At 69.1% G+C, this 19,102-nt stretch carries 18 protein-coding genes; 7 read left to right on the top strand and 11 right to left on the bottom strand.

The window, feature by feature from the left end:
- Positions 1 to 31: 31 nt before the first annotated feature.
- The 6 genes from HWX87_RS05810 to HWX87_RS05785 form a co-directional block, all read right to left on the bottom strand.
- A complete protein-coding gene (locus tag HWX87_RS05810; RefSeq protein ID WP_176046200.1) occupies positions 32 to 1,021 on the bottom strand; it encodes a zinc-dependent alcohol dehydrogenase family protein in 990 nt (329 codons plus the stop codon).
- Between the two features lie 123 nt (positions 1,022 to 1,144).
- A complete protein-coding gene (locus HWX87_RS05805; RefSeq protein WP_176046199.1) occupies positions 1,145 to 2,047 on the bottom strand; it encodes a LysR family transcriptional regulator in 903 nt (300 codons plus the stop codon).
- An 86-nt stretch (positions 2,048 to 2,133) separates the two neighbouring features.
- Positions 2,134 to 3,513 (bottom strand): FAD-containing oxidoreductase, encoded by a 1,380-nt coding sequence (locus HWX87_RS05800; RefSeq protein ID WP_176046198.1) that lies wholly within the window; start codon positions 3,511 to 3,513, stop codon positions 2,134 to 2,136.
- Between the two features lie 171 nt (positions 3,514 to 3,684).
- Complete coding sequence (locus HWX87_RS05795) at positions 3,685 to 4,254, bottom strand: hypothetical protein (protein WP_176046197.1); 570 nt, start codon at positions 4,252 to 4,254, stop codon at positions 3,685 to 3,687.
- Positions 4,255 to 4,306: 52 nt separating this feature from the next.
- The gene (locus HWX87_RS05790) at positions 4,307 to 5,176 is read right to left on the bottom strand and encodes a hypothetical protein (RefSeq protein ID WP_176046196.1); all 870 of its coding nucleotides are present in this window, start codon (positions 5,174 to 5,176) and stop codon (positions 4,307 to 4,309) included.
- Positions 5,177 to 5,251: 75 nt separating this feature from the next.
- Positions 5,252 to 5,716, bottom strand: coding sequence for a GNAT family N-acetyltransferase (locus tag HWX87_RS05785; protein ID WP_176046195.1), 465 nt, complete (start codon positions 5,714 to 5,716; stop codon positions 5,252 to 5,254).
- A 151-nt stretch (positions 5,717 to 5,867) separates the two neighbouring features.
- On the opposite strand from HWX87_RS05785, the gene HWX87_RS05780 reads away from it, so the two are divergent.
- The 5 genes from HWX87_RS05780 to HWX87_RS05760 all read left to right on the top strand — a co-directional run bounded on the left by HWX87_RS05780 (position 5,868) and on the right by HWX87_RS05760 (position 11,663).
- Complete coding sequence (locus tag HWX87_RS05780) at positions 5,868 to 6,506, top strand: LysE family transporter (protein WP_176046194.1); 639 nt, start codon at positions 5,868 to 5,870, stop codon at positions 6,504 to 6,506.
- A 306-nt stretch (positions 6,507 to 6,812) separates the two neighbouring features.
- On the top strand, positions 6,813 to 7,592 hold the full coding sequence (locus tag HWX87_RS05775; RefSeq protein WP_176046193.1) for a DUF3348 domain-containing protein: 780 nt from the start codon (positions 6,813 to 6,815) through the stop codon (positions 7,590 to 7,592).
- A 10-nt stretch (positions 7,593 to 7,602) separates the two neighbouring features.
- Entirely contained in the window at positions 7,603 to 10,410 is a 2,808-nt protein-coding gene (locus tag HWX87_RS05770) for a DUF802 domain-containing protein (RefSeq protein WP_176046192.1), read from the top strand.
- 3 nt (positions 10,411 to 10,413) lie between these two features.
- Positions 10,414 to 11,058, top strand: a complete 645-nt coding sequence (locus tag HWX87_RS05765; protein ID WP_176046191.1) for an OmpA family protein — start codon at positions 10,414 to 10,416, stop codon at positions 11,056 to 11,058.
- Positions 11,055 to 11,663 carry a DUF2894 domain-containing protein gene (locus tag HWX87_RS05760; RefSeq protein WP_176046190.1) on the top strand — a complete coding sequence of 203 codons (609 nt, stop codon included), beginning with the start codon at positions 11,055 to 11,057 and terminating at the stop codon, positions 11,661 to 11,663. The genes HWX87_RS05765 and HWX87_RS05760 overlap by 4 nt, the downstream gene beginning before the upstream one ends.
- Before the next feature lie 33 nt (positions 11,664 to 11,696).
- Here HWX87_RS05760 and HWX87_RS05755 read toward each other — a convergent pair whose 3' ends face one another.
- Positions 11,697 to 12,200 (bottom strand): DM13 domain-containing protein, encoded by a 504-nt coding sequence (locus tag HWX87_RS05755; protein ID WP_176046189.1) that lies wholly within the window; start codon positions 12,198 to 12,200, stop codon positions 11,697 to 11,699.
- A 246-nt stretch (positions 12,201 to 12,446) separates the two neighbouring features.
- Between HWX87_RS05755 and HWX87_RS05750 the strand changes: the two genes are divergently transcribed.
- On the top strand, positions 12,447 to 12,752 hold the full coding sequence (locus HWX87_RS05750) for a DUF4148 domain-containing protein (protein ID WP_176046188.1): 306 nt from the start codon (positions 12,447 to 12,449) through the stop codon (positions 12,750 to 12,752).
- 79 nt (positions 12,753 to 12,831) lie between these two features.
- Here HWX87_RS05750 and HWX87_RS05745 read toward each other — a convergent pair whose 3' ends face one another.
- The 4 genes from HWX87_RS05745 to HWX87_RS05730 form a co-directional block, all read right to left on the bottom strand.
- Positions 12,832 to 13,404: an NADPH-dependent FMN reductase gene (locus tag HWX87_RS05745; protein ID WP_176046187.1), complete on the bottom strand. Its 573-nt coding sequence runs from the start codon at positions 13,402 to 13,404 to the stop codon at positions 12,832 to 12,834.
- 56 nt (positions 13,405 to 13,460) lie between these two features.
- A complete protein-coding gene (locus HWX87_RS05740) occupies positions 13,461 to 14,129 on the bottom strand; it encodes a histone acetyltransferase (RefSeq protein ID WP_244137604.1) in 669 nt (222 codons plus the stop codon).
- Positions 14,130 to 14,729: 600 nt separating this feature from the next.
- Positions 14,730 to 16,013: an isoprenylcysteine carboxylmethyltransferase family protein gene (locus tag HWX87_RS05735; protein WP_176046186.1), complete on the bottom strand. Its 1,284-nt coding sequence runs from the start codon at positions 16,011 to 16,013 to the stop codon at positions 14,730 to 14,732.
- A gap of 120 nt (positions 16,014 to 16,133) precedes the next feature.
- A complete protein-coding gene (locus HWX87_RS05730) occupies positions 16,134 to 18,296 on the bottom strand; it encodes a collagen-like triple helix repeat-containing protein (RefSeq protein WP_176046185.1) in 2,163 nt (720 codons plus the stop codon).
- A gap of 360 nt (positions 18,297 to 18,656) precedes the next feature.
- On the opposite strand from HWX87_RS05730, the gene HWX87_RS05725 reads away from it, so the two are divergent.
- Positions 18,657 to 19,055, top strand: coding sequence for a carboxymuconolactone decarboxylase family protein (locus tag HWX87_RS05725; protein WP_176046184.1), 399 nt, complete (start codon positions 18,657 to 18,659; stop codon positions 19,053 to 19,055).
- Positions 19,056 to 19,102: the final 47 nt, after the last annotated feature.

Here is a 19,102-nt window from a genome sequence, read left to right as displayed (position 1 = left end):
CGGGCGGCGTGCGCCGCCCGCCGCGCACGGGTCAGACCGTGACGACGATCTTCCCGACCTGCGCACCGGCTTCCATGTAGCGGTGCGCATCGGCGATGTCGTCGAACGCGAACGTGCGGTCGATCAGCGGCTTCAGCGCACCGGCCGCGAGCCCGTCGACGATGAAGCGCTTCGCGCGCTCGAGCCGTTGCGCGTCGCCGGTGATCTCGAACAGCTCGTAGCCGCGCAGCGTCAGGTGGCGCGCGAGCAGGTCCATCACGGGCACCGGGATGTCGCGCGTGTCGAGCGCGCCGTACTGGAAGAACGTGCCGTTCGTGGCCAGCGCGCGCAGCAGGTTCGCCGCATCGGGGCCGCCGACCGGATCGAACACGAGGCGCACGCCGACACCGCCGGTGATCTCCGCCACCTGCTGCGGCAGGTCGGCCGGGCTGCCGGCGATCACGTGCTTCGCGCCCGCGTCGAGCAGTGCCTGGCGCTTCGATTCGCCGCGCGTCAGCGCGATCGGTACCGCGCCGATGTGGTTCGCGACCTGGATCGCCGCCTGCCCGACGCTGCTCGATGCGGCGCCGATCAGCACCGCATCGCCGCGCTGCAGCCCGCCGAGTTCGATCAGCGCGCCCCAGGCCGTGACGAACATCATCCACGTCGCGGCCGCTTCCTCGAACGACAGGCTGTCCGGATGCTTGACCACGGCATGCGCGGGCACGTTGACGACTTCGCCGTACATCCCGTAGTCGGCGAACGAGAACGCGGGTACGACGCTCACCGCGTCGCCTGCGGCGAACGCCGTCACGTGGTTGCCGACGGCCGCGACCACCCCCGACGCTTCATAGCCGAGCGCTGCCGGAAAGCGCGGCATGAACGTGTATTCGCCGCTGCGGAACATGACTTCCGCGCGATTGAGGCCGATCGCCTTCACGCGCAGCTGGATCTCGTCGGGGCCCGGCGCGGGTACGTCGACCGTGTCGATCTGCAGGACCTCGGGGCCGCCGATGCGGTGGAAACGGACGATGCGGGACATGGGATGCTCCTTCGATGAACGGGTGTCGATGAAGCAGCATCGTAGGCGGGGGATCGCGCTGGATAAACGCGCACCGGAATCATTGATTGTTATTCGAGAAATAACAATCGGCGCGAACCTGTTCTACGCCGGATACCGGCGCGCAAACAGCTCGGTCAGCCAGTCGATGAGCACGCGCACCTTGTCGGACAGGTGCGCGCGGTTCGGGTACAGCACCGACACCGGTTTCGGCACGGCCGGCACGCCGGGCAGCAGTTCGATCAGCAGGCCCGCGTCGATGCTCGGCTGCAGCGCGGGGCGCAGCGCATGCACGATGCCGAGGCCGGCGAGCCCGCAGGACAGCAGCGCTTCCGAGTTGTCGGTGAGCAGGCTGCTCGCGAGCTTCACCGCGACGGTTTCGCCGTGCGGGCGGAACGTCCATTCGAGTATGCGGCGATTGCCGCCGGTGAAAAAATTCACCGCGCGATGCGTACGAAGCTCGTCGAGCGTGCGCGGCAAGCCGTGGCGCGTGAGATAGGCGGGCGATGCGCACGTGACCATCGGCACCGCGCCGACCGTGCGCGCGACCATGCTCGAATCCTTCAGCGTGCCGACCCGCACGACGCAGTCGATGCCTTCGCCGATCAGGTCGGCCGGCTGGTCGCTCGCGCCGAGCACGAGCTCGATCTGCGGATAGCGCTGCTGGAACTCGGGCAGCGCCGGAATGACGACCGTCTTCGCGAGCGCGAGCGCGATGTCGATCCGCAACCGGCCTTTCGGCACCGCGCGTTGTTTGGGGAACGACGCGAACGCGTCGTCGATGCTGCCGAGCAGCTGCACGCAGCGCGCATGGAACGCCTCGCCTTCGGCCGTCACGCTCACGCGGCGCGTGCTGCGGTTCAGCAGCCGCACGCCGAGTTCCTGCTCGAGCTGCTGCACGGCTTTCGTCACGGCCGGCCGATGCAGTTGCAGCGCGTCGGCGGCTTGCGTGAAGTTGCCGCGCTCGACGATCTGTACGTAGATCTGCATCGCTTGCAGGCGGTCCATGGCGTTCCCGGGTGTCGTGGCGAGCGGTCATCTTCGCATACCGATCGACACCCGTGCGGCGGCGATGCACCGCCGCACGCCGTGCGTCATTCGGCCGGATGCAGATCCTGCAGCAGCGTCGGCACGAGTTCCGACACGGTCGGGTGAATATGCATCGCGCGGCTGATCGTCGTGTACGGCGCGCCGGCGGCCATCACGTCGAGCATCCCGTGCACGACTTCGTCACCTGTCACGCCGAGGATCGACGCGCCGAGAATCGCGTGGCTGTCCGCGTCGACGATCACCTTCATGAAACCCTGGCTTTCGCCTTTCTCGACCGCACGGCCGACGCGCGTCATCGGGCGCGTGCCGACCAGCAGCCGGCGGCCCGTCTGCTTCGCTTCCGCGAGCGTCATGCCGACGCGGCCGAGCGGCGGATCGATATACATCGCATAGGCCGTGATGCGGTCGGACACCTTGCGCGGATCGTCGTCGAGCAGGTTGGCCGCGACGATCTCGTAGTCGTTGTACGCGGTGTGCGTGAATGCGCCGCGTCCGTTGCAGTCGCCGAGCGCCCAGATGCCCGGCACGTTCGTGCGCAACTGCTCGTCGACGGCGATGTAGCCGCGCGCGTCGGTGCCGACGCCCGCGCGGTCGAGCCCGAGGTCGTCGGTGTTCGGCACGCGGCCGACCGCGAGCAGCAGGTGCGAGCCCGCGACCTCGCGGCCGCCGCCCGGGCAATCGAGGCCGATCACGATGCCTTCGCCGTCGCGCCGCGCGCTCAGGCAATTCGCGTCGAGCTGCACGTCGATTCCCTCGTTCTCGAGAATCTCGCGCACGGCCTGCGACACGTCTTCGTCCTCGCGGCGGATCAGGCGCGAGCCCTTCTCGACGATCGTGACTTTCGATCCGAAGCGGCGATACATCTGGCCGAATTCGAGCCCGACATAACTGCCGCCGACGATCACGAGATGCTCGGGCAGGAAGTCGACGTCCATCATCGTCGAATTGGTCAGGTACGGCACCGAGTCGAGGCCCGGCATCGCTGGCACCTGCGCGCGGCCGCCGACGTTGATGAAGATGCGTTCGGCTTCCAGCAGTTCGTCGCCCACGCGCACGGCGTCGGCGCGCTCGAATCGGGCGTGACCCTGAAACACCGCGGTGTTCGCGAGGCCGCGCACCCATTGCTCGACGCCGTGGGTCGAGCGGCCGGAGATCTGGTCCTTGCGCGCCTTCACGGCTTTCATGTCGACGGTGACGGGGCCGCCGACCGATACGCCGTATTCGCCGGCGCGCCGCGCGAGGTGCGCGGCGTATGCGCTCGCGATCAGCGTCTTGGTCGGGATGCAGCCGGTGTTCACGCAGGTGCCGCCGAAGCGGCCGCGTTCGATGATCGCGACTTTCATCCCGGCAGCCGACAGCCGCGCGGCGAGCGGTGGCCCGGCCTGGCCGGTGCCGATGACGATCGCGTCGAAGTGTTGCGTCATGACGTCCTCCTGTGCGGGTGCGGCGAGGGACGGCGTGCGGGCGAGCCGCGTGCGATGCCGGCGCACGGTCGCGCGACGGCGAGCGCCTATGGTAGTCCTGTTGGCGTGCGCTCGCGAGTACCGGCCGGCGGGTGACGGGCGGGGACGATCGGTCCGGGCAGCGTGGCGGCGTCAGTCCTTGCGTTTCCACTGGCCGAACGACACCGGCCGGTGCGTGTCGGCGCGCGTGACGGTGACGTGGTCGGGCGTGTCGTCGAGCGGGAACGATTCGGTGACGATCTGGTTCGAGAACAGCCATCCGTGCGTGCGCGGGTCGTAGCGGAACGTGACGTAGTCGCTCCAGTGCTGCCCGCATGCGACGACGTTCTGCACGGTGAAATAGCGGCCCTTCACCGCAACGCCGTTGTCGGCGGCATCTTCGGGATCGAACGGATCGCACTGGCCGCCTTCGTTCGCGCGCAGCACGACCTGGTCGTTGCGCGCGGCGAGCCGGTAGGTGTGATCGGCCTGTTCCTCGTAGATCAGCAGCGGGCGCGGCGACGGTTGTTCGCGCGTATCGACCGCGCGATGCACGACGACGAGAAAGCTGTGCCGCCCGTTGTCGAGCTCCGGCCCGGCTTGCGCGAGCAGCGGCTGGTAGCCGGGCGGCAGTTGCGCGGCGATCGACTTCGGCAGGTCGCCGGCCCATGCGTTGAACGACAGGGCGGCAAGCAGCGGGAGCAGCGGGCGGAGGGGCGGCATGATCGGGGGCGGGATCTCGCGAGGGTGACGGATGGATCGGGCGAGCGCGGTGTCAGCCGGCTGCACGCGGGCGATATTGCGCGGTCTCGGGATCGACTTCGACGCCGAGCTGACAGGCGACCAGCTCGAGCAGCGGATCGAATGCGAGCGGCTCGCCGAATGCGGCCTCGCCGGCTGTCGTGATGTGCTCCGCGAAGCCGGTGGCCAACGCGGCCTGGACGGGCAGCGGGGACGCGCTGACGTCGAGTTTGCACGCAGCCCATTCCTGCTTCAACCGGTGGGATTCGAAGGTGTGTTCCGGGTCGAACAGGACGGACACGATCAACTGCCCGCCGTGACTGACCGCCACCATGGCGAACGGCAGGATCGCGTCGTGGCCCGCATCGTGCTCCTTGACGGTCGAACCGAACGCATGGGCGATCCAGCCGGACGGAATGCAGGTCGGCAGGCACAGGGTCGAACCCGTGCGCGTGTAGGGGCCCGCCAGATACGCGCCGAATTCGTTCCGGAAGTCCTGGAGTGCAAACGCGAGATAGCGTGCGTCGAACTGGAGCGGCGCACCGGGATGGCGGTCGTTGCGGGCCATGCGCCAGTGATTCAGCACCATGCCGGCGGAAATCTTCTTTTGCCACAGATGCAGTTCGTCGATGCTTGCGACGCCGCGTTTGATCTTGTCTTCCAGTGGGCCGAATTTCCCGTTGGCAACCGGATCGGCCGGCGAGCGGAATTCCTTCATGGCCGCCTGGCGCGCCGCGTCGCCCATCTCGATTCGCTGGGCCTTGAGCCCGTAGTCCTCGATGAGCCAGCGGGGGATCACATGCTCGCCTTTCTTCTTGCCTGCGATCGGTACGCCCGTGAACAGGCAGCGGTCGTTGAAATCGTCGCGCTCGAACTGTTCGCGCGTCATCGTCGGGTTGGTCACGGGGGCTCCGGGTGGTCGAGTGCCGGCCGTCGTGCGCCGGGCAGGGCGCGCGGCCGGTCGTGCAAGGTGCGGCGGTTAAAGATCGCGCCCGAGAAATTCGGTGCCCGGCACCGGATTGAACGCGACGGGCGGCGCGGGCGTAAAACCGAGCGACGCATACAGTTGCCGTGCGGCGACGAACTCGGGCAGCACGTCGAGACACATGCGCGCGTAGCCGGCCGCCTTCGCGTCGTGCAGCAGCCGTTCGACGAGCTGGCGGCCGACGTTCAGCCCGCGCGCCTCGGGGCGTACGTACACACGCTTCATCTCGCACGCCGTGTCGTCGATTTCGCGAAACGCCGCGCAGCCGACCACGCGCCCGCCGTGCCACGCGAGCAGCAGCAGCCCGCGCGGCGCCGCGTACTTGCCGGGCAGCGCGGCGATCTCCGGCTCGTAGTCCTGGAATGCGAGGCTGACGGTCGGGCTGGCGATGTACTCGCGGAAGATCGCTTCGACGGCTGCGGCGTCGTCGGGATAGCGGGCGGCGCGGATCTCGATCATGGCGGCGGTGCGGGATGGCTGGAAAGAGGGCCAGCATAGCAGCGTGCAGCCGCTTTCGGCCACGCGCGAAGCGTGCCAGAATCGGCGGCTCGACCGTCGGAAACGACACGCCGGCGCCGGCGAATCGGCGTCGCTGACCAAGGAGACTTCGATGACTGCATCCGCTGCCGTACTCGCCATCCTGGCTGCGCTGTTTCTCGGCGCGATGATTCCGGGCCCCAGCTTCGTGCTGGTTGCCCGCAATTCGATCGGGCTGTCGCGCCGCGACGGGCTCGCCACCGCGCTCGGCATGGGCATCGGCGGCATCGTGTTCGGCGGCGTCGCGCTGGCGGGGCTCTACACGCTGCTGCAGGCCGTCGAATGGCTGTACGTGGGCCTCAAGGTCGCGGGCGGCGCGTACCTGATCTACATGGCGTCGAAGATCTGGCGCGGCGCCGACCGGCCGATCGCGATGGACGATCCGCAGGCGATGGCCAGCGGCAGCGCGCGCAAGTCGTTCCTGACGGGCCTCACGACCCAGCTCAGCAACCCGAAGACGGCGATCTGGTACGGCAGCATCTTCGCGGCGCTGCTCCCGCAGCATCCGCCGCTGTGGTGCTACCTCGCGCTGCCGCCGCTCGTGTTCGCCGTCGAATTCGGCTGGTACACGATCGTCGCGCTGTGCTTCTCGACGCGCCGGCCGCGCGAGCTCTACCTGCGCGCGAAGAAGTGGGTCGACCGCATCGCGGCCGGCGCGATCACGCTGCTCGGGCTGCGGCTGATCCTGAACGCGCCGAAAGCGGGGATCTGACCGTTCATTCCCGATCGGCATCGCACGGCGGCCGGCCATTCCCCCGGGCTGGCCGCCGGAGCGAACCGCCGGGGCCGCCGCGCGAATGCGCAGCAGGTTTCCCGAAACGCCTTCCTTTTCTCTTGATGCGGCCGTTCAGCGGGCCGCCGCCGCCCCTCCTCCCGGATACCGGCCACCGCCCGCCGAGCCTTGCGTGACGGGCGTTCGCGTGTGCCGCACGGCGCGCCGGCCGGCGCCGCTTCCCCGATTCTGACGGGCGACCTCCCGGCGACGTGTAAACTGCTGCCTTTTTTGACGGTTTGCAGCATGGTGCAAGCACCTCCGCGTCCGGCGCTGAGCGGTCCGACGCTCGTCCGGCTGCTCGCGCGCCTGGCCGATGCCGACGTCGCTGAATCCCGGCAGACGCTGTCCGACCGGCTGAGCCAGTGGCTCGGCTGGACCGACGCGATCACGCTGTCATCCGCGCTGACCGCGAGCCCGCCGGGCGTCGCGGCCGGCGTGCGCGGCTACGATGCGGAACGCGACTGCGCGCGCGTGCGCCACGACCTTGCGCAGGCGATCACGGCCACCAACCGGCCGCGTGCGCGGCGCCGGCCCGGCGACCTGCCGCCGCCGGCCGCCGATACGGCCGATTTCGCGGACTTCCGCCAGCGTTACTTGACGCTGCAACAGGATATGGAGACGGCGATCGGCCAGTTGCGCGGCCGCCTGCGGGTCGCGCTCGCCGCGCGCTCGTCCGGGATGGCGCGGCTCGCGACGCTCGACACGATCATGGAGCGCGTGCTCGGCGCGCGCGAGCGCGGCCTGCTGTCGGCCGTGCCCGCGCTGCTCGGCACGCGTTTCGGGCGGTTGCGCGACGCGGAACGGCAGGCGCTGGCCGATGCCGAATCCGCAGCCACGGCCGCAGCCGCAGCCGATCCGGCCGATAACAGCGCGGTGGTCGCCGACGGCCCGGCCGTCGCGGCGATCGTGCCCGGCACATGGCTCGATACGTTTCGCGACGAGATGCAAAGCATCCTGCTTGCCGAACTCGAAGTCCGGTTTCAAACGGTAGACGGGCTGCTCGCGGCTCTTCGCACCTGCTAATCAACACGCTATGTCCAGAATTCGCCTTGATCTCGTTGTCTTCGTCGCCGGTCTGCTCGCAGTGGGCTGGATCGGTGTCGGCTATGTCGCGTCGAACCCGCTGGCGTCGGCCGTTACGCTGCTGATCGGCACGTGCTACGTCGCCGGCGCATGGGAACTGCTGCGCTACCGCCAGGCGACCGCCACGCTGTCGCGCGCGGTGGCCGGCCTGACCGAACCGCCCGCGAAGCTCGACGCGTGGCTCGACACGCTGCCCCCGGGCCTGCGCGGCGCCGTGCGCGCACGGGTCGAAGGCGCGCGCGTCGCGCTGCCGGGCCCGGCGCTCACGCCTTACCTCGTCGGCCTGCTCGTGCTGCTCGGCATGCTCGGCACGCTGCTCGGGATGGTCGTCACGCTGAAGGGCACGGGCGCCGCGCTCGAAAGCGCGACCGATCTCGATGCGATCCGCGCATCGCTGATCGCGCCGGTGAAGGGTCTCGGGTTCGCGTTCGGCACGTCGATCGCCGGCGTCGCGACGTCCGCGATGCTCGGGCTGCTGTCCGCGCTCGTGCGACGCGAGCGGATCGACGCGGCCGGGCAGCTCGACGCGAAGATCGCGACGACGCTGCGCGTGCATTCGTCCGCGCACCAGCGCGACGAATCGTTCCGGCTGCTGCAGCGCCAGGCCGACGTGATGCCGGCGCTGGTCGACCGGCTGCAGACGATGATGACGACGCTCGAAGCGCGCAGCATCGCGCTGCACGATCGCCAGATCGAAAGCCAGCAGGCGTTTTTCGACCGGACCGAGCGCGCGTACGCGGGCCTCGCGTCGAACGTCGGCGATGCGCTGAAGGAAAGCGCCGCCGAAAGCGCACGTGTGGCCGGCGCGGCGCTTCAGCCGGTCGTCGCCGCGACGATGACGGGGCTTGCGCAGGAGATGGCCGCGCTGCGCGACACCGTGACGGGCGCCGTGCAGCGTCAGCTCGACGGGTTGACGGACGGTTTCGAGAAGACCACCGGCAACGTGACGGCCGTCTGGCACCGCGCGATCGACGAACAACGGCAGGCGGGCGACGCCGTCGCGCAGCAACTGCAGACGACGCTCGGCCAGTTCACCGAAACCTTCGCGCAGCGCTCGACGGATTTGCTCGACGGCGTCGCGACGCGCCTCGAATCGACCGAAGGCCGCCTGTCGGATGCGTGGCGCGATGCGTTGTCGCGCCAGGCGCAGGCCGGCGAGACGCTCGCGAGCCAGCACGCGCGCGCGCTGGGCGACGCCGCCGCGACGTTCGAGCGCCATTCGGGCGCGACGCTCGCCGCGATGCGCGAGTCGCACGCGGGGCTGCAGACCGAACTGGCTGCGCGCGACGAACAGCGCCTCGCGGCCTGGAACGGTGCGTTGACTGCGATGGCCGCGAAGCTCGGCGACGAATGGCAGCGTGCGGGTGTGCATAGCGCGGGCCGTCAGCAGGAAATCTGCGATGCGCTTGCACAAACGACGCGTGATCTGACCACGCAGGCTTCGACGTTCGAGCAACGCTCGACCGATTTGCTGTCGACGATCCGCGATTCGCACACGGGCCTTCAATCGCAACTGGCGGCGCGCGACGAAGAACGCCTGTCGGCGTGGAACGACTCGCTGGCCGCGATGGCCACGAAGCTCGGCGACGAATGGCAGCGTGCAGGCGTGCATAGCGCGGGCCGTCAGCAGGAAATTTGCGATGCGCTTGCACAAACGACGCGTGATCTGACCACGCAGGCTTCGACGTTCGAGCAACGCTCGACCGATTTGCTGTCGACGATCCGCGAATCGCACACGGGTCTTCAATCGCAGCTCGCCGCTCGCGACGAAGAACGCTTGTCGGCATGGAACGACTCGCTGGCCGCGATGGCCACGAAGCTCGGCGACGAATGGCAGCGCGCAGGCGTGCACAGCGCGGGCCGTCAGCAGGAAATCTGCGACGCGCTTGCACAAACGACGCGCGACCTGACCACACAGGCGTCGACCTTCGAACAACGTTCGAACGACCTGCTGTCGACGATTCGCGATTCGCACACGGGCCTGCAGACGCAACTGGCCGCGCGCGACGAACAGCGCCTCGGCGCATGGAACGATTCGCTCGCCGCGATGGCGGCCGCGCTGCGCGACGAATGGGCGCAGACGAGCGCGCAAGCCGCGACGCGCCAGCAGGACATCTGCGACACGCTGACCCGCACCGCGAACGACATCACCGCACAGGCGCAGGTGCACGCCAGCGACACGATCAACGAGATCGCGCGCCTCGTGCAAGCCGCGTCGGAAGCGCCGAAGGCCGCGGCCGACGTCGTCGCCGAGCTGCGCCAGCGCCTGTCCGACAGCCTGGTGCACGACACCGCGATGGTCGAGGAGCGCAGCCGCCTGCTCGCGACGCTCGAAACGCTGCTCGGCGCGGTCAACCACGCGTCGACCGAACAGCGCACCGCGATCGACGCGCTCGTCAGCACGTCGGCCGACCTGCTCGATCGCGTCGGCGCACGCTTCAACGACACCGTCGATGCCGAAACGCGCAAGCTCGATTCGGTCGCCGCGCAGGTCACGGCCGGCGCCGTCGAGGTGGCGAGCCTCGGCGATGCGTTCGGGATGGCCGTGCAGGTGTTCGGCGAATCGAACGACAAGCTGCTGACCCATCTGCAGCGCATCGAGGCCGCGCTCGAGAAATCGCTCGCGCGCAGCGACGAGCAGCTCGAGTACTACGTCGCGCAGGCGCGCGAGGTGATCGACCTGAGCATGATGTCGCAGAAGCAGATCGTCGAGGATCTGCAGCAGCTCGCCGGCCGGCGCGCGCCCGTCGGAGCGTAACGCATGCACGACGAAATCGACGGCGGCGCGGAATCGGCGCCGGTATGGCCCGCGTTCGCCGACCTGATGTCGGTGCTGCTCGGTGCGTTCGTGCTGATCCTCGTCGGCGTGATCGGCATGCAGCTGCAACTCACGTCGAAGCTCGAGGAAGCCGTGCGGGCGCGCCAGCTCGAAGCGCAGCAGCGCAAGTCGCTCGAACAGGCGCTCGCCGGGCCGCTCGCGGCCGGCCGGGTGACGCTGGTGAACGGGCGCATCGGCATCAGCGGCAACGTGCTGTTCGCGTTGAACTCCGACCAGTTGCAGCCCGCGGGCCGCGACCTGCTGAAGACGCTGGCCGTACCGCTGGCCACGTACCTGAAGACGCGCGACGAGATCCTGATGATCAGCGGCTTCGCCGACGACCAGCAGGTGCATGCCAGTAACCGCCTGTTCGCGGACAACTGGGAACTGTCGGCCAAGCGCGCGTTGACGGTCACGCGTGCGCTGATCGACGCCGGCGTGCCGGCGTCGTCGGTGTTCGCGGCCGCGTTCGGTTCCGAGCAGCCGGTCAGCTCGAATGCGGATGACGAAGGCCGCGCGAAGAACCGCCGCGTGGAGATTGCGCCGGTGCCGCGCAAGTCGGCATCGAACGGAGGGAAGGCGAAGTGACCGACGCCGCGACGCACGTGCGCGCGACGCTCGACGCATGGCGCGAGCAGGGCGCCGACCGGTTCGATCCCGTGCGCTTTCACCGGATCGACGCGCTCGAACGGCGCGCGGCCGCGCTCGGCGGCGACGCGCGCGCCTTGCTCGACGCGCGGCTGGCGACGTTGATCGAAGGCTACGCGGACGTGGTCGCGCGGGCGGAGCAAGCTCCGGTCATGGATGACGCGGTACGGGTTGCGTCGCCGCGCGGCACGCTCTCGGCGCTGGTCGACCGGCTCGCGCGCGATGCGCAGGCCGACCGGCGCGGGCTCGATCCCGAACTGGTCGACTACTTCCGCACGATGTGGTCGAAAGTCCGCACGGAGCAACAGTACCGGCAGTCGCTCGACCAGGTGCCGCGCAACGCGGGGCCGCTCAATTCGAACAGTCTCGTGCACCGGTCGCTCGCGACGATGCGCGAGCTGTCGCCGGAATATCTGCAGCAGTTCCTGTCGTACGTCGATGCGCTCGCATGGCTCGAGGATCTCGCCGGCGGCGGCGCGCAGCCCGAGAAGGAAGCGCCGCGTGCGAAGACGGTGAAGAAGGCCACGCGGAGCAAGAGCCGCTAGCGCGCGAGCGTGCACCGTGGAAGCGGCGGCCGGCTACATCGATCGCTGGCCCGACGTCGCCGCGTGTTGATACCGGGCCGCGCTGATGAATTTCGAAAAGCGTTCGCACCAGATCACGACTGACGTGTATTGCGCGGGATTCACGTCGGCGGGCAGCGGCACGACGAAATTGCCGAAGGTCTTGAGGTCGCCCACGCGCGCGGCACGCGCCTTGATCGCGACGAACGACGCCTGCGTGTCGACGAATTCCGGCACGAGATAGATCTTGTAGTCGGGCCCCGGTGCGACGTCGCCTTCGAACGCGATCGACGTATCGGTGATCGTCAGCTTGCCGTCTGCCCAGTGCAACGCGTCGCTTCCCGGCAGGCCGCGTTCGAAGCGGCCGGTATGGCGTGCGTTTTCCGCGGCCAGTTGCAGTTCGACGGCGCTCGCGCCTTCCGCTGCCGTGAGGATCGGCAGCACGTAGATGCCCGCGGCAAACGCCGCGAGACCCGTCGCGAGATGCGATGCGATCAGTATCCAGATTCCGGTTTTCATGTCGGACCCTTTGAACGAGAACAGAGGGTGGCGCAGCGCCACATGCCTGTAGTCGCGCGGGCCGGCGGAATCTGACAGCCGATCGGCTTTCCCTTTCCGCTGGATTCGCCGTTTCTGCCGGGCACGCGGCGCGACTGCTGCATCGCAGTGCGGCGCCGGATTTTTTTCGTCGGCGCGTGTCATCTTTGCGCACACGGATCGACTCACTCTCCATCGACAACGTCGTCGATGCTCAGGAGAGATCAAATGAACAAGCTTGCTCTGTATGTTCTTGCAACGGTTGCCGCGACCGCTTCCGTTTCCGCATGGGCCGCGCCGCAGTCCACCGTGACGCGCGCGGAGGTGAAGGCCGAACTGGCCGCACTGCGCGCGGCCGGCTACCGCCAGTCCGGCGAAGACCCGTACTATCCGGCGCGGCTGTCGGAAGCGCTGAAGAAGATCGGCTCGACCGGCACGTCGACGGCCGATACCAGCGGATACGGAACGGCAGCACCGGCCGCGAGCGAATCGGGTCCGATCGCAGCCGACCGGCCGATCTATCGCGGACGATGATCCGGGCCGGACGTTGCGCCTGTTGGCGGGCGCAGCGTCCAATCAATCCGGACTGCGATGGATTTCCGGATACCCAACGTCAGCGCGTTGACCTGCTTTCGGCAATCACGGCGCCGAGTGCGTGCAACGCGTCGGCCAGCGCCGCCGCGAACGGCGGATGCGCGGCGATGCCCGCCGCGTCGAGCTGGCTGCCGAGAACCGGCAGCGTGATCGATGCAGGTTCGACGATGCGCGCCGACATCACCGACAGCGTTTCGCGCAGTGCCGCGTCCGCATGCGTCGCGCGCGGCGACGCGTTCAGCACCGCGACCGGTTTGTATACGACGGCCTCGCATCCCACGACCCAGTCCAGCGCATTCTTCATCACGCCCGTCACGCCGTGCGCGTATTCCGGGCTTGCGATCAGCACGCCGTCGGCTGCGTTCAGGCGATCGATCAGGTCGCGCACGGCGGCGGGCGACGGATATTCGGCATCGGGATTGAACAACGGGAATTCGCCGAGGCGATCGAAGCGCGTGACATGCATGCCGCGCGGCGCGACAAGCGCGGCCGCGTCGAGCAGCGCGGCGTTGTACGACTGCGCGCGGAGGCTGCCGCACAGCGCGACGATGTCGATGCGGCGCTCGGCGTCGGTTCGGGGATCGGTGGTCATCGATGGGTGTGTCGGTTGGCGCGCAGTGCGTAGCCGCATCGCGCGGTCCGGACGGATTATCGCATCGGCGTTCGCGTGGCGTGGCGGGCGCTGCCGACGCTTGCACCGCGCGGTGCCGCGTTGAAAATCGTCGCGGGATCGCATCGGGCCGGGTCTGCGTCGCTCATCCCGGCCGCCCGCGCGAATTCCTTCATCGTCCATCCATGGCCGAGCAACAGCCGCCGTGTATGCAGTGCGCCATGCACGTCGTCGGCAACGGTATCGCCGAGATAGCGCAGCGCGCGGCCCTCGACATCGACGAAGCCGTGCCGGTAATCGTGCGCGAGCGCCGTCCACAGCTGCGCGGCGCCGACCGACTGGCGCGCACCGCTGATCAGGCACAGGCCCGCGTCGAGCCCCCAGCGGTACAGCGTCGTCGCGAGCCCCTTGCGTTGCGCCGAACCGCGCAGCCGCGTATGCGGCGCGCGCAGGTAGCGATCGGCGCGGCGGGGGATTTCGGGCAGGCGGTTGAATACCGTGTAGCCGGCGAGCTGGCGCGCGGCCGGATCCTCGACGTACAGGAAGTATTCACCGTCCGCTTCGCGGTGGCGGACGACCAGGCCGGAGCGGCCGAGCGCGACGGCCGGCAGGCCGTGCAGGCGGTGGCCCGGCTGGTGGAGGCGCTCATGAAGTGTGTCGAGTTCGTCGTCGATGTCGTGCTGGGAATGCTGTACGTCGATACGCATGGCAAAGGTCGCCCGTCCCGGGCGGTTCGAGAAAGTGGTTCATCGCAAAAGGGAACAGGAATGGGTGCGGCCCCCGGGCTCGGCGAGGCGAGCCGGGGCCGCGAATCAGCTGGGGATATGCTGGAAACCGGCGGCGATCGCGGCGAGGCCCGCGATGCAGAGTGCGAACAGGATCAGGACTTTGTGGATCACGCCTCTTTCCTCATGAATGCGCGGCGCCGGCGGGCGGCATCGCGGAGACGGTGAGCGGCGGGCACGGCCCGCACGGCCGTCGTGCGGGACGACGGTCGGAGTCCGGGCGACGGCGCACCAGTCGGGCGTCGTATTGCACGCGGACGGCCAGCACCATACGCGAGGTGCCAGGGGCGGGCAATCGGGCCGGCGGAGAAAAGCGACGAAAAGCGGAGAATCGCGTCGTTTCGCGACAATTGGCCGCAAGGGGCCGTGCATCGATGCGTTCGGCGATGCGGGCGGGCATGCGCCCGTCAGGTGGCGGAAGGCGTGCGTGGCGAACCCGGTGTCAGTGCGAGGCTGCTGCCACCCGTGCGACGTCCGGAACGGCGTGCACCGCCGCCCCGGCACCGGCCGCAACCGGAGACGTCACGCCGGCTGCCGCCCCCCGAACGCCTGCCGGACCCGCGCGAACAGCCCGTGCTGCGCGATCCATTCGGCATACGCGCGATAGTCGGGATCGCGCATCAGGTGACGCTCTTCCGTCTTCGCGCGCGTGTAGTAGATGAGGTTGACTGCAACGAGCCCGGCGCAGTGCATGAGCCCGATCTGCCAGCCGAGCGGCTCGACGAACGGCACCGACACCATCCAGTACGACAGGTTCTTCGTGATGTACGCCGGATGCTTCGTGAAGCGGTACGGGCCCGACGTGATGATCCCGCGGTTGGTGAGGTTCGAGAACCGCAGCCCGAACGAGATCGTGCACAGCGCGTAGGTCAGCAGCAGCAGGATGATCACCGCGCCCCAGATCACGCGCAGCGTCGGCGCCGACAGCAGCCAGTTGTCCCAGAACACCGAGCCTTCGTAGCGGATGTAGTTGTTCGAGATCAGTGACCAGAACGGCTGGTAGCAGATCAGTGCGGCCACCCAGCCGAGCGTCGTCGGCTCGACGGTGCGCACGTGGCTGTCGAGGATGCGGAACGTGCACAGATAGCCGACCGTGCCGAACATCAGGTCCATCGTGAACGATAGGTCGTACATGAACACGAAGGCCGCGATCGACATCGGCGCGTGCATCGCGTTCGCGAGCGACGCGCTCAGGTGATCGGCGTCCTTCGACAGGTAGACGGTCATCAGCGGCAGGAAGAACGCCTTCACGCCCCAGCCGGCGAGCATCTCGCGCACCGGCTTCCAGCTCGCGGGCTGCTCGCGGCGGAACAGGAAGCGGCCCCACAGCAGGTACGCGTCGTCGGTTTCGCGCTGGTGACGGTCCATCCACGCGAAGTAGAACGGCGCGGCGACGATCACGTATGGCGAGAGCGAGCGCAGCAGCGACCAGAACGGCAGGTAGAACGCGCCATGGTATTCGGGCAGCAGCCAGTAGAGGGTGCCGATGCCCGCGTAGATCGACGTCAGCGCGCCGAGCCGCGTCGCGACGCGCGCGATGCCGAGCGGCCGGACGGCTTGGCGCGACAGCCCCGCGCTCGGGCGCAGGTAGACGCGCGAGATGAAGAGTTCGTGCAGCGCGATCGTGCCGATGATCGCGAGGCTGGCGATGACCGCGCGCGTGGCCGCGTCGAGCGTCGGATGGTCGCGCGTGATCCACAGCGCGAGGAGGCCTGCCGTGATGCCGAGCAGGCCGGCACGGAAGGGCGTGGCGGAACGCGGCGGGCGGTCCTGGGCAGCGACGATGCCGTCGAGCGTGGAGTTCATGATCGGATCCTCGTACGGATGAGGGCCGGCGCCCCCGCTTGGCGGGTGACGCCGGCCGTCGGCCGGGCTTTGTATGGATGCGCGCCCGGCCATTGGCCTGTCGTTCTGATAGGTGAAGCGTTACTTCTTGGTGCCGCCGCCCAGCAGACCGCCGAGCAGGTTGGTCACCGGCGACAGCAGGTTGCCGGCACCGCCCGCGGCGCCACCGTTCGAGCCGCCGGTCAGGCCGCCAACCACGGAGCCGCTGCCGGCCGGCGTCGTCACCGTGCCGGCTGCGCCGCCGGGGCTGACCGTGCCGGTGGCGCCGGCCGCGCCGGCCGGCGTCGTCAACGCACCCGTCAGCGTGCCGACCGGGCCGCTCGACAGCAGGCCGCCGAGGGTGCCCGTCACGTTGCCGCCCGGCGTCGTGACCGTGCCCGTGAGGCTCGCGCCGAGCGGTGTCAGCGAGTTGACGAGGTTCGTGACCGGCGCCAGCAGGCTGCCGAGGCCCGCGCCACCGGTACCGCTGGTGCCGCCGGTGCCACTCGTCCCGCCGGTGCCGCTGGTGCCACCGAGGCCGCCGAGCGCGCCCGTCAGCGAGCCGAGCAGGCCCGTGACCGGCCCGAGCGGGCCACCGCTGCTCGTGCCGCTGGTGCCGCCCGAACCGCTCGAGCTGCCGCCGCCGAGCCCGCCCGTCAGCGTGCCGAGCAGGCCGGTGATCGGGGCGAGCGGGTTGCTGCCGCCCGAGCCGCTGCTGGAGCTGCCCGCGTTGGTGTCGTGGACGAGGCCGCCGGCGGACGTCACCGTGTTGCCGAGCTGGGCCACGACGCCGCCGAGGCCCGTGCCGACCGGGTTGTCGGTGGCGCCGCCGACCTTCGTGCCCGCGAGCGCGAGGCCGTTGCCGAGCGTGCTCAGCAGGCCGTTGAGCGGCGTGCCGAGCAGCGTGACGCCGCCGAGCGTCTGCGTCGCACCCGGCGTCGTGACGCCGCCGGTCAGCGTGTTCGTGATCGGGTTGATCACCTTGCCGATCTGCGTTTCGAGCTGCTGGACCGGCGAACTGTTCAGCGCCGTGTTCAGGCCCGACGCGGTCGAGTTGACGGCGCCGCCGACGGTGTTGACGAGATCGCCGACGAGCGTCGTGACCGGCGACAGCGGCGACAGCGGGCCCGAGCCGAGGCTCTTCACCGCGTTGCCGAGGTTGTTGACCGCGCCGCCGGCGCCGGTCAGCAGGCCGGTGGTCGACGTGAGCGTCGGTCCGAGCGGGTTCGCCGACACGCCGATCGAGCCGAGGCCCGCCGCGACACCGTTGCCGAGCGCCTGCACGCCGTTGCCGAGGCTCGTGACCGCGTTGCCGACGCTGGTGGCCGTCGTCGGGTTCGTGCCGGGGATCTGCACGCCGCCGATCTGGCCGCCGCCGTTCGCGACCGTCGTGCCGAGCGCCGTGACGAGGTTGCCGGATTTCTGGAGGACATTGCCGAGGGGGGTGACGCCGGAGCCGGAGGTGCCCGACGTGCCGGAAGTGCCGGAGGTGCCCGACGTGCCGGAGGTGCCCGAAGTGCCCGACGTGCCCGACGTGCCGGAAGTGCCCGAGGTGCCGGAAGTGCCCGAGGTGCCCGAGGTACCGGAAGTGCCCGAGGTACCGGAAGTACCCGAAGTGCCCGAAGTGCCTGACGTACCGGAAGTGCCCGACGTACCGGAAGTGCCCGACGTACCGGAAGTGCCCGAGGTGCCCGAGGTGCCGGAAGTACCCGAGGTGCCGGAAGTACCCGAAGTGCCGGAAGTACCCGAAGTGCCGGAAGTGCCTGACGTACCGGAGGTGCCCGAGGTGCCGGAAGTACCCGACGTGCCGGAAGTGCCTGACGTACCGGAGGTGCCCGAAGTGCCGGAAGTACCCGACGTGCCCGACGTGCCCGAGGTGCCGGAAGTACCCGACGTGCCCGAGGTGCCGGAAGTACCCGACGTACCGGAGGTGCCCGACGTGCCGGAAGTGCCTGACGTGCCGGAAGTGCCGGAAGTGCCCGACGTACCGGAGGTGCCCGACGTGCCGGAAGTGCCCGACGTGCCGGAAGTACCCGACGTGCCGGAAGTACCCGACGTACCGGAAGTACCGGAACTACCCGACGTCCCGCCCCCCGACGTCCCACCGCCTGACGTACCCGAAGTCCCCGAACTGCCACCCGTCCCGGACGTGCTCGGCTTGATCGTCGGCGGGGTCGTCGGTCCATCGACCGAGCCGCAGCCGTACAGCGCGAGCAGTGACGAGACGGCCATCGTTACCGTCGTCTTCTTGAAGAATTTGTGCATGTTGGCCTCGACATTGGAAGTGTGTCCAAGCCTCCTCTGCAAATTCCGCGCCACGACCGGTTTCCCGAAACGGTGTGGCGCTTTGTTGCAGGAATCGGGAATATCGACGCGATTTAAACGGAGTAATGGCGGTTTCGCGCGACGGGCACGTACGGTGCGCGGACGGGTTCGTTGCGATGTTCCCGTAAGCCGACGTAACGCGCGGCACGATGTTACGTAGCGTTCGACATCGCGCGACACGGGCGGCCGCGAACCGAGGGCCGCGTCTTTGACGAAACGTCCGGGCCCCGGGAACATGGCCCGAAAACGCCCGGCTGCCGGCGATGCCGAAGCGGCCACGACTTCAACCAGGACACGGACATGAGCGAACAGGACAGGGAATACGGCAAGGCGCGGCGGATCGAGGTGATGGGCGAGGCGTTCGTCGAGCGCGCGATGCGCGACCTCGACGGATTTTCGCGTCCGTTGCAGGACTGGCTGAACGAACACGCGTGGGGCAGCACGTGGCAGCGGGGCGGGATCGACCTGAAGACGCGCAGCCTGTGTACGTGCGCGATGCTGGCGGCGCTCGGCCGCGGCACGGAACTGAAGGGGCACATTCGCGGCGCGCTCAACAACGGCGCGAGCCTCGTCGAGATCCGCGAGGTGTTGCTGCACAGCGCGCTGTATGCGGGCGCGCCGGCCGCGGTCGAGGCGTTCCGCAGCGCGCGCGAGGTGATATCGGATCTCGGGCTGTCGGTGCCCGACGAAGAAGCCTGATTTCGCCGCCGCGCCGGCTGCGGGGCGCGGAATCAGGCGCGGCCAAG

Source organism: Burkholderia sp. BCC1644 (genome assembly GCF_902833225.1).
Lineage (GTDB): Bacteria > Pseudomonadota > Gammaproteobacteria > Burkholderiales > Burkholderiaceae > Burkholderia.
The sequence above is the reverse complement of the archived record's forward strand: the minus strand, read 5'-3'. Positions and strand labels throughout refer to the sequence as shown.

Excerpts from the sequence above, each read along its gene's own strand:
- HWX87_RS05810 (WP_176046200.1), bottom strand. The coding sequence starts at position 1,021 with ATGTCCCGCATCGTCCGTTTCCACCGCATCGGCGGCCCCGAGGTCCTG.
- HWX87_RS05805 (WP_176046199.1), bottom strand. The coding sequence starts at position 2,047 with ATGGACCGCCTGCAAGCGATGCAGATCTACGTACAGATCGTCGAGCGC.
- HWX87_RS05800 (WP_176046198.1), bottom strand. The coding sequence starts at position 3,513 with ATGACGCAACACTTCGACGCGATCGTCATCGGCACCGGCCAGGCCGGG.
- HWX87_RS05795 (WP_176046197.1), bottom strand. The coding sequence starts at position 4,254 with ATGCCGCCCCTCCGCCCGCTGCTCCCGCTGCTTGCCGCCCTGTCGTTC.
- HWX87_RS05785 (WP_176046195.1), bottom strand. The coding sequence starts at position 5,716 with ATGATCGAGATCCGCGCCGCCCGCTATCCCGACGACGCCGCAGCCGTC.
- HWX87_RS05780 (WP_176046194.1), top strand. The coding sequence starts at position 5,868 with ATGACTGCATCCGCTGCCGTACTCGCCATCCTGGCTGCGCTGTTTCTC.
- HWX87_RS05775 (WP_176046193.1), top strand. The coding sequence starts at position 6,813 with ATGGTGCAAGCACCTCCGCGTCCGGCGCTGAGCGGTCCGACGCTCGTC.
- HWX87_RS05770 (WP_176046192.1), top strand. The coding sequence starts at position 7,603 with ATGTCCAGAATTCGCCTTGATCTCGTTGTCTTCGTCGCCGGTCTGCTC.
- HWX87_RS05765 (WP_176046191.1), top strand. The coding sequence starts at position 10,414 with ATGCACGACGAAATCGACGGCGGCGCGGAATCGGCGCCGGTATGGCCC.
- HWX87_RS05755 (WP_176046189.1), bottom strand. The coding sequence starts at position 12,200 with ATGAAAACCGGAATCTGGATACTGATCGCATCGCATCTCGCGACGGGT.
- HWX87_RS05750 (WP_176046188.1), top strand. The coding sequence starts at position 12,447 with ATGAACAAGCTTGCTCTGTATGTTCTTGCAACGGTTGCCGCGACCGCT.
- HWX87_RS05745 (WP_176046187.1), bottom strand. The coding sequence starts at position 13,404 with ATGACCACCGATCCCCGAACCGACGCCGAGCGCCGCATCGACATCGTC.
- HWX87_RS05740 (WP_244137604.1), bottom strand. The coding sequence starts at position 14,129 with ATGCGTATCGACGTACAGCATTCCCAGCACGACATCGACGACGAACTC.
- HWX87_RS05735 (WP_176046186.1), bottom strand. The coding sequence starts at position 16,013 with ATGAACTCCACGCTCGACGGCATCGTCGCTGCCCAGGACCGCCCGCCG.
- HWX87_RS05730 (WP_176046185.1), bottom strand. The coding sequence starts at position 18,296 with ATGCACAAATTCTTCAAGAAGACGACGGTAACGATGGCCGTCTCGTCA.
- HWX87_RS05725 (WP_176046184.1), top strand. The coding sequence starts at position 18,657 with ATGAGCGAACAGGACAGGGAATACGGCAAGGCGCGGCGGATCGAGGTG.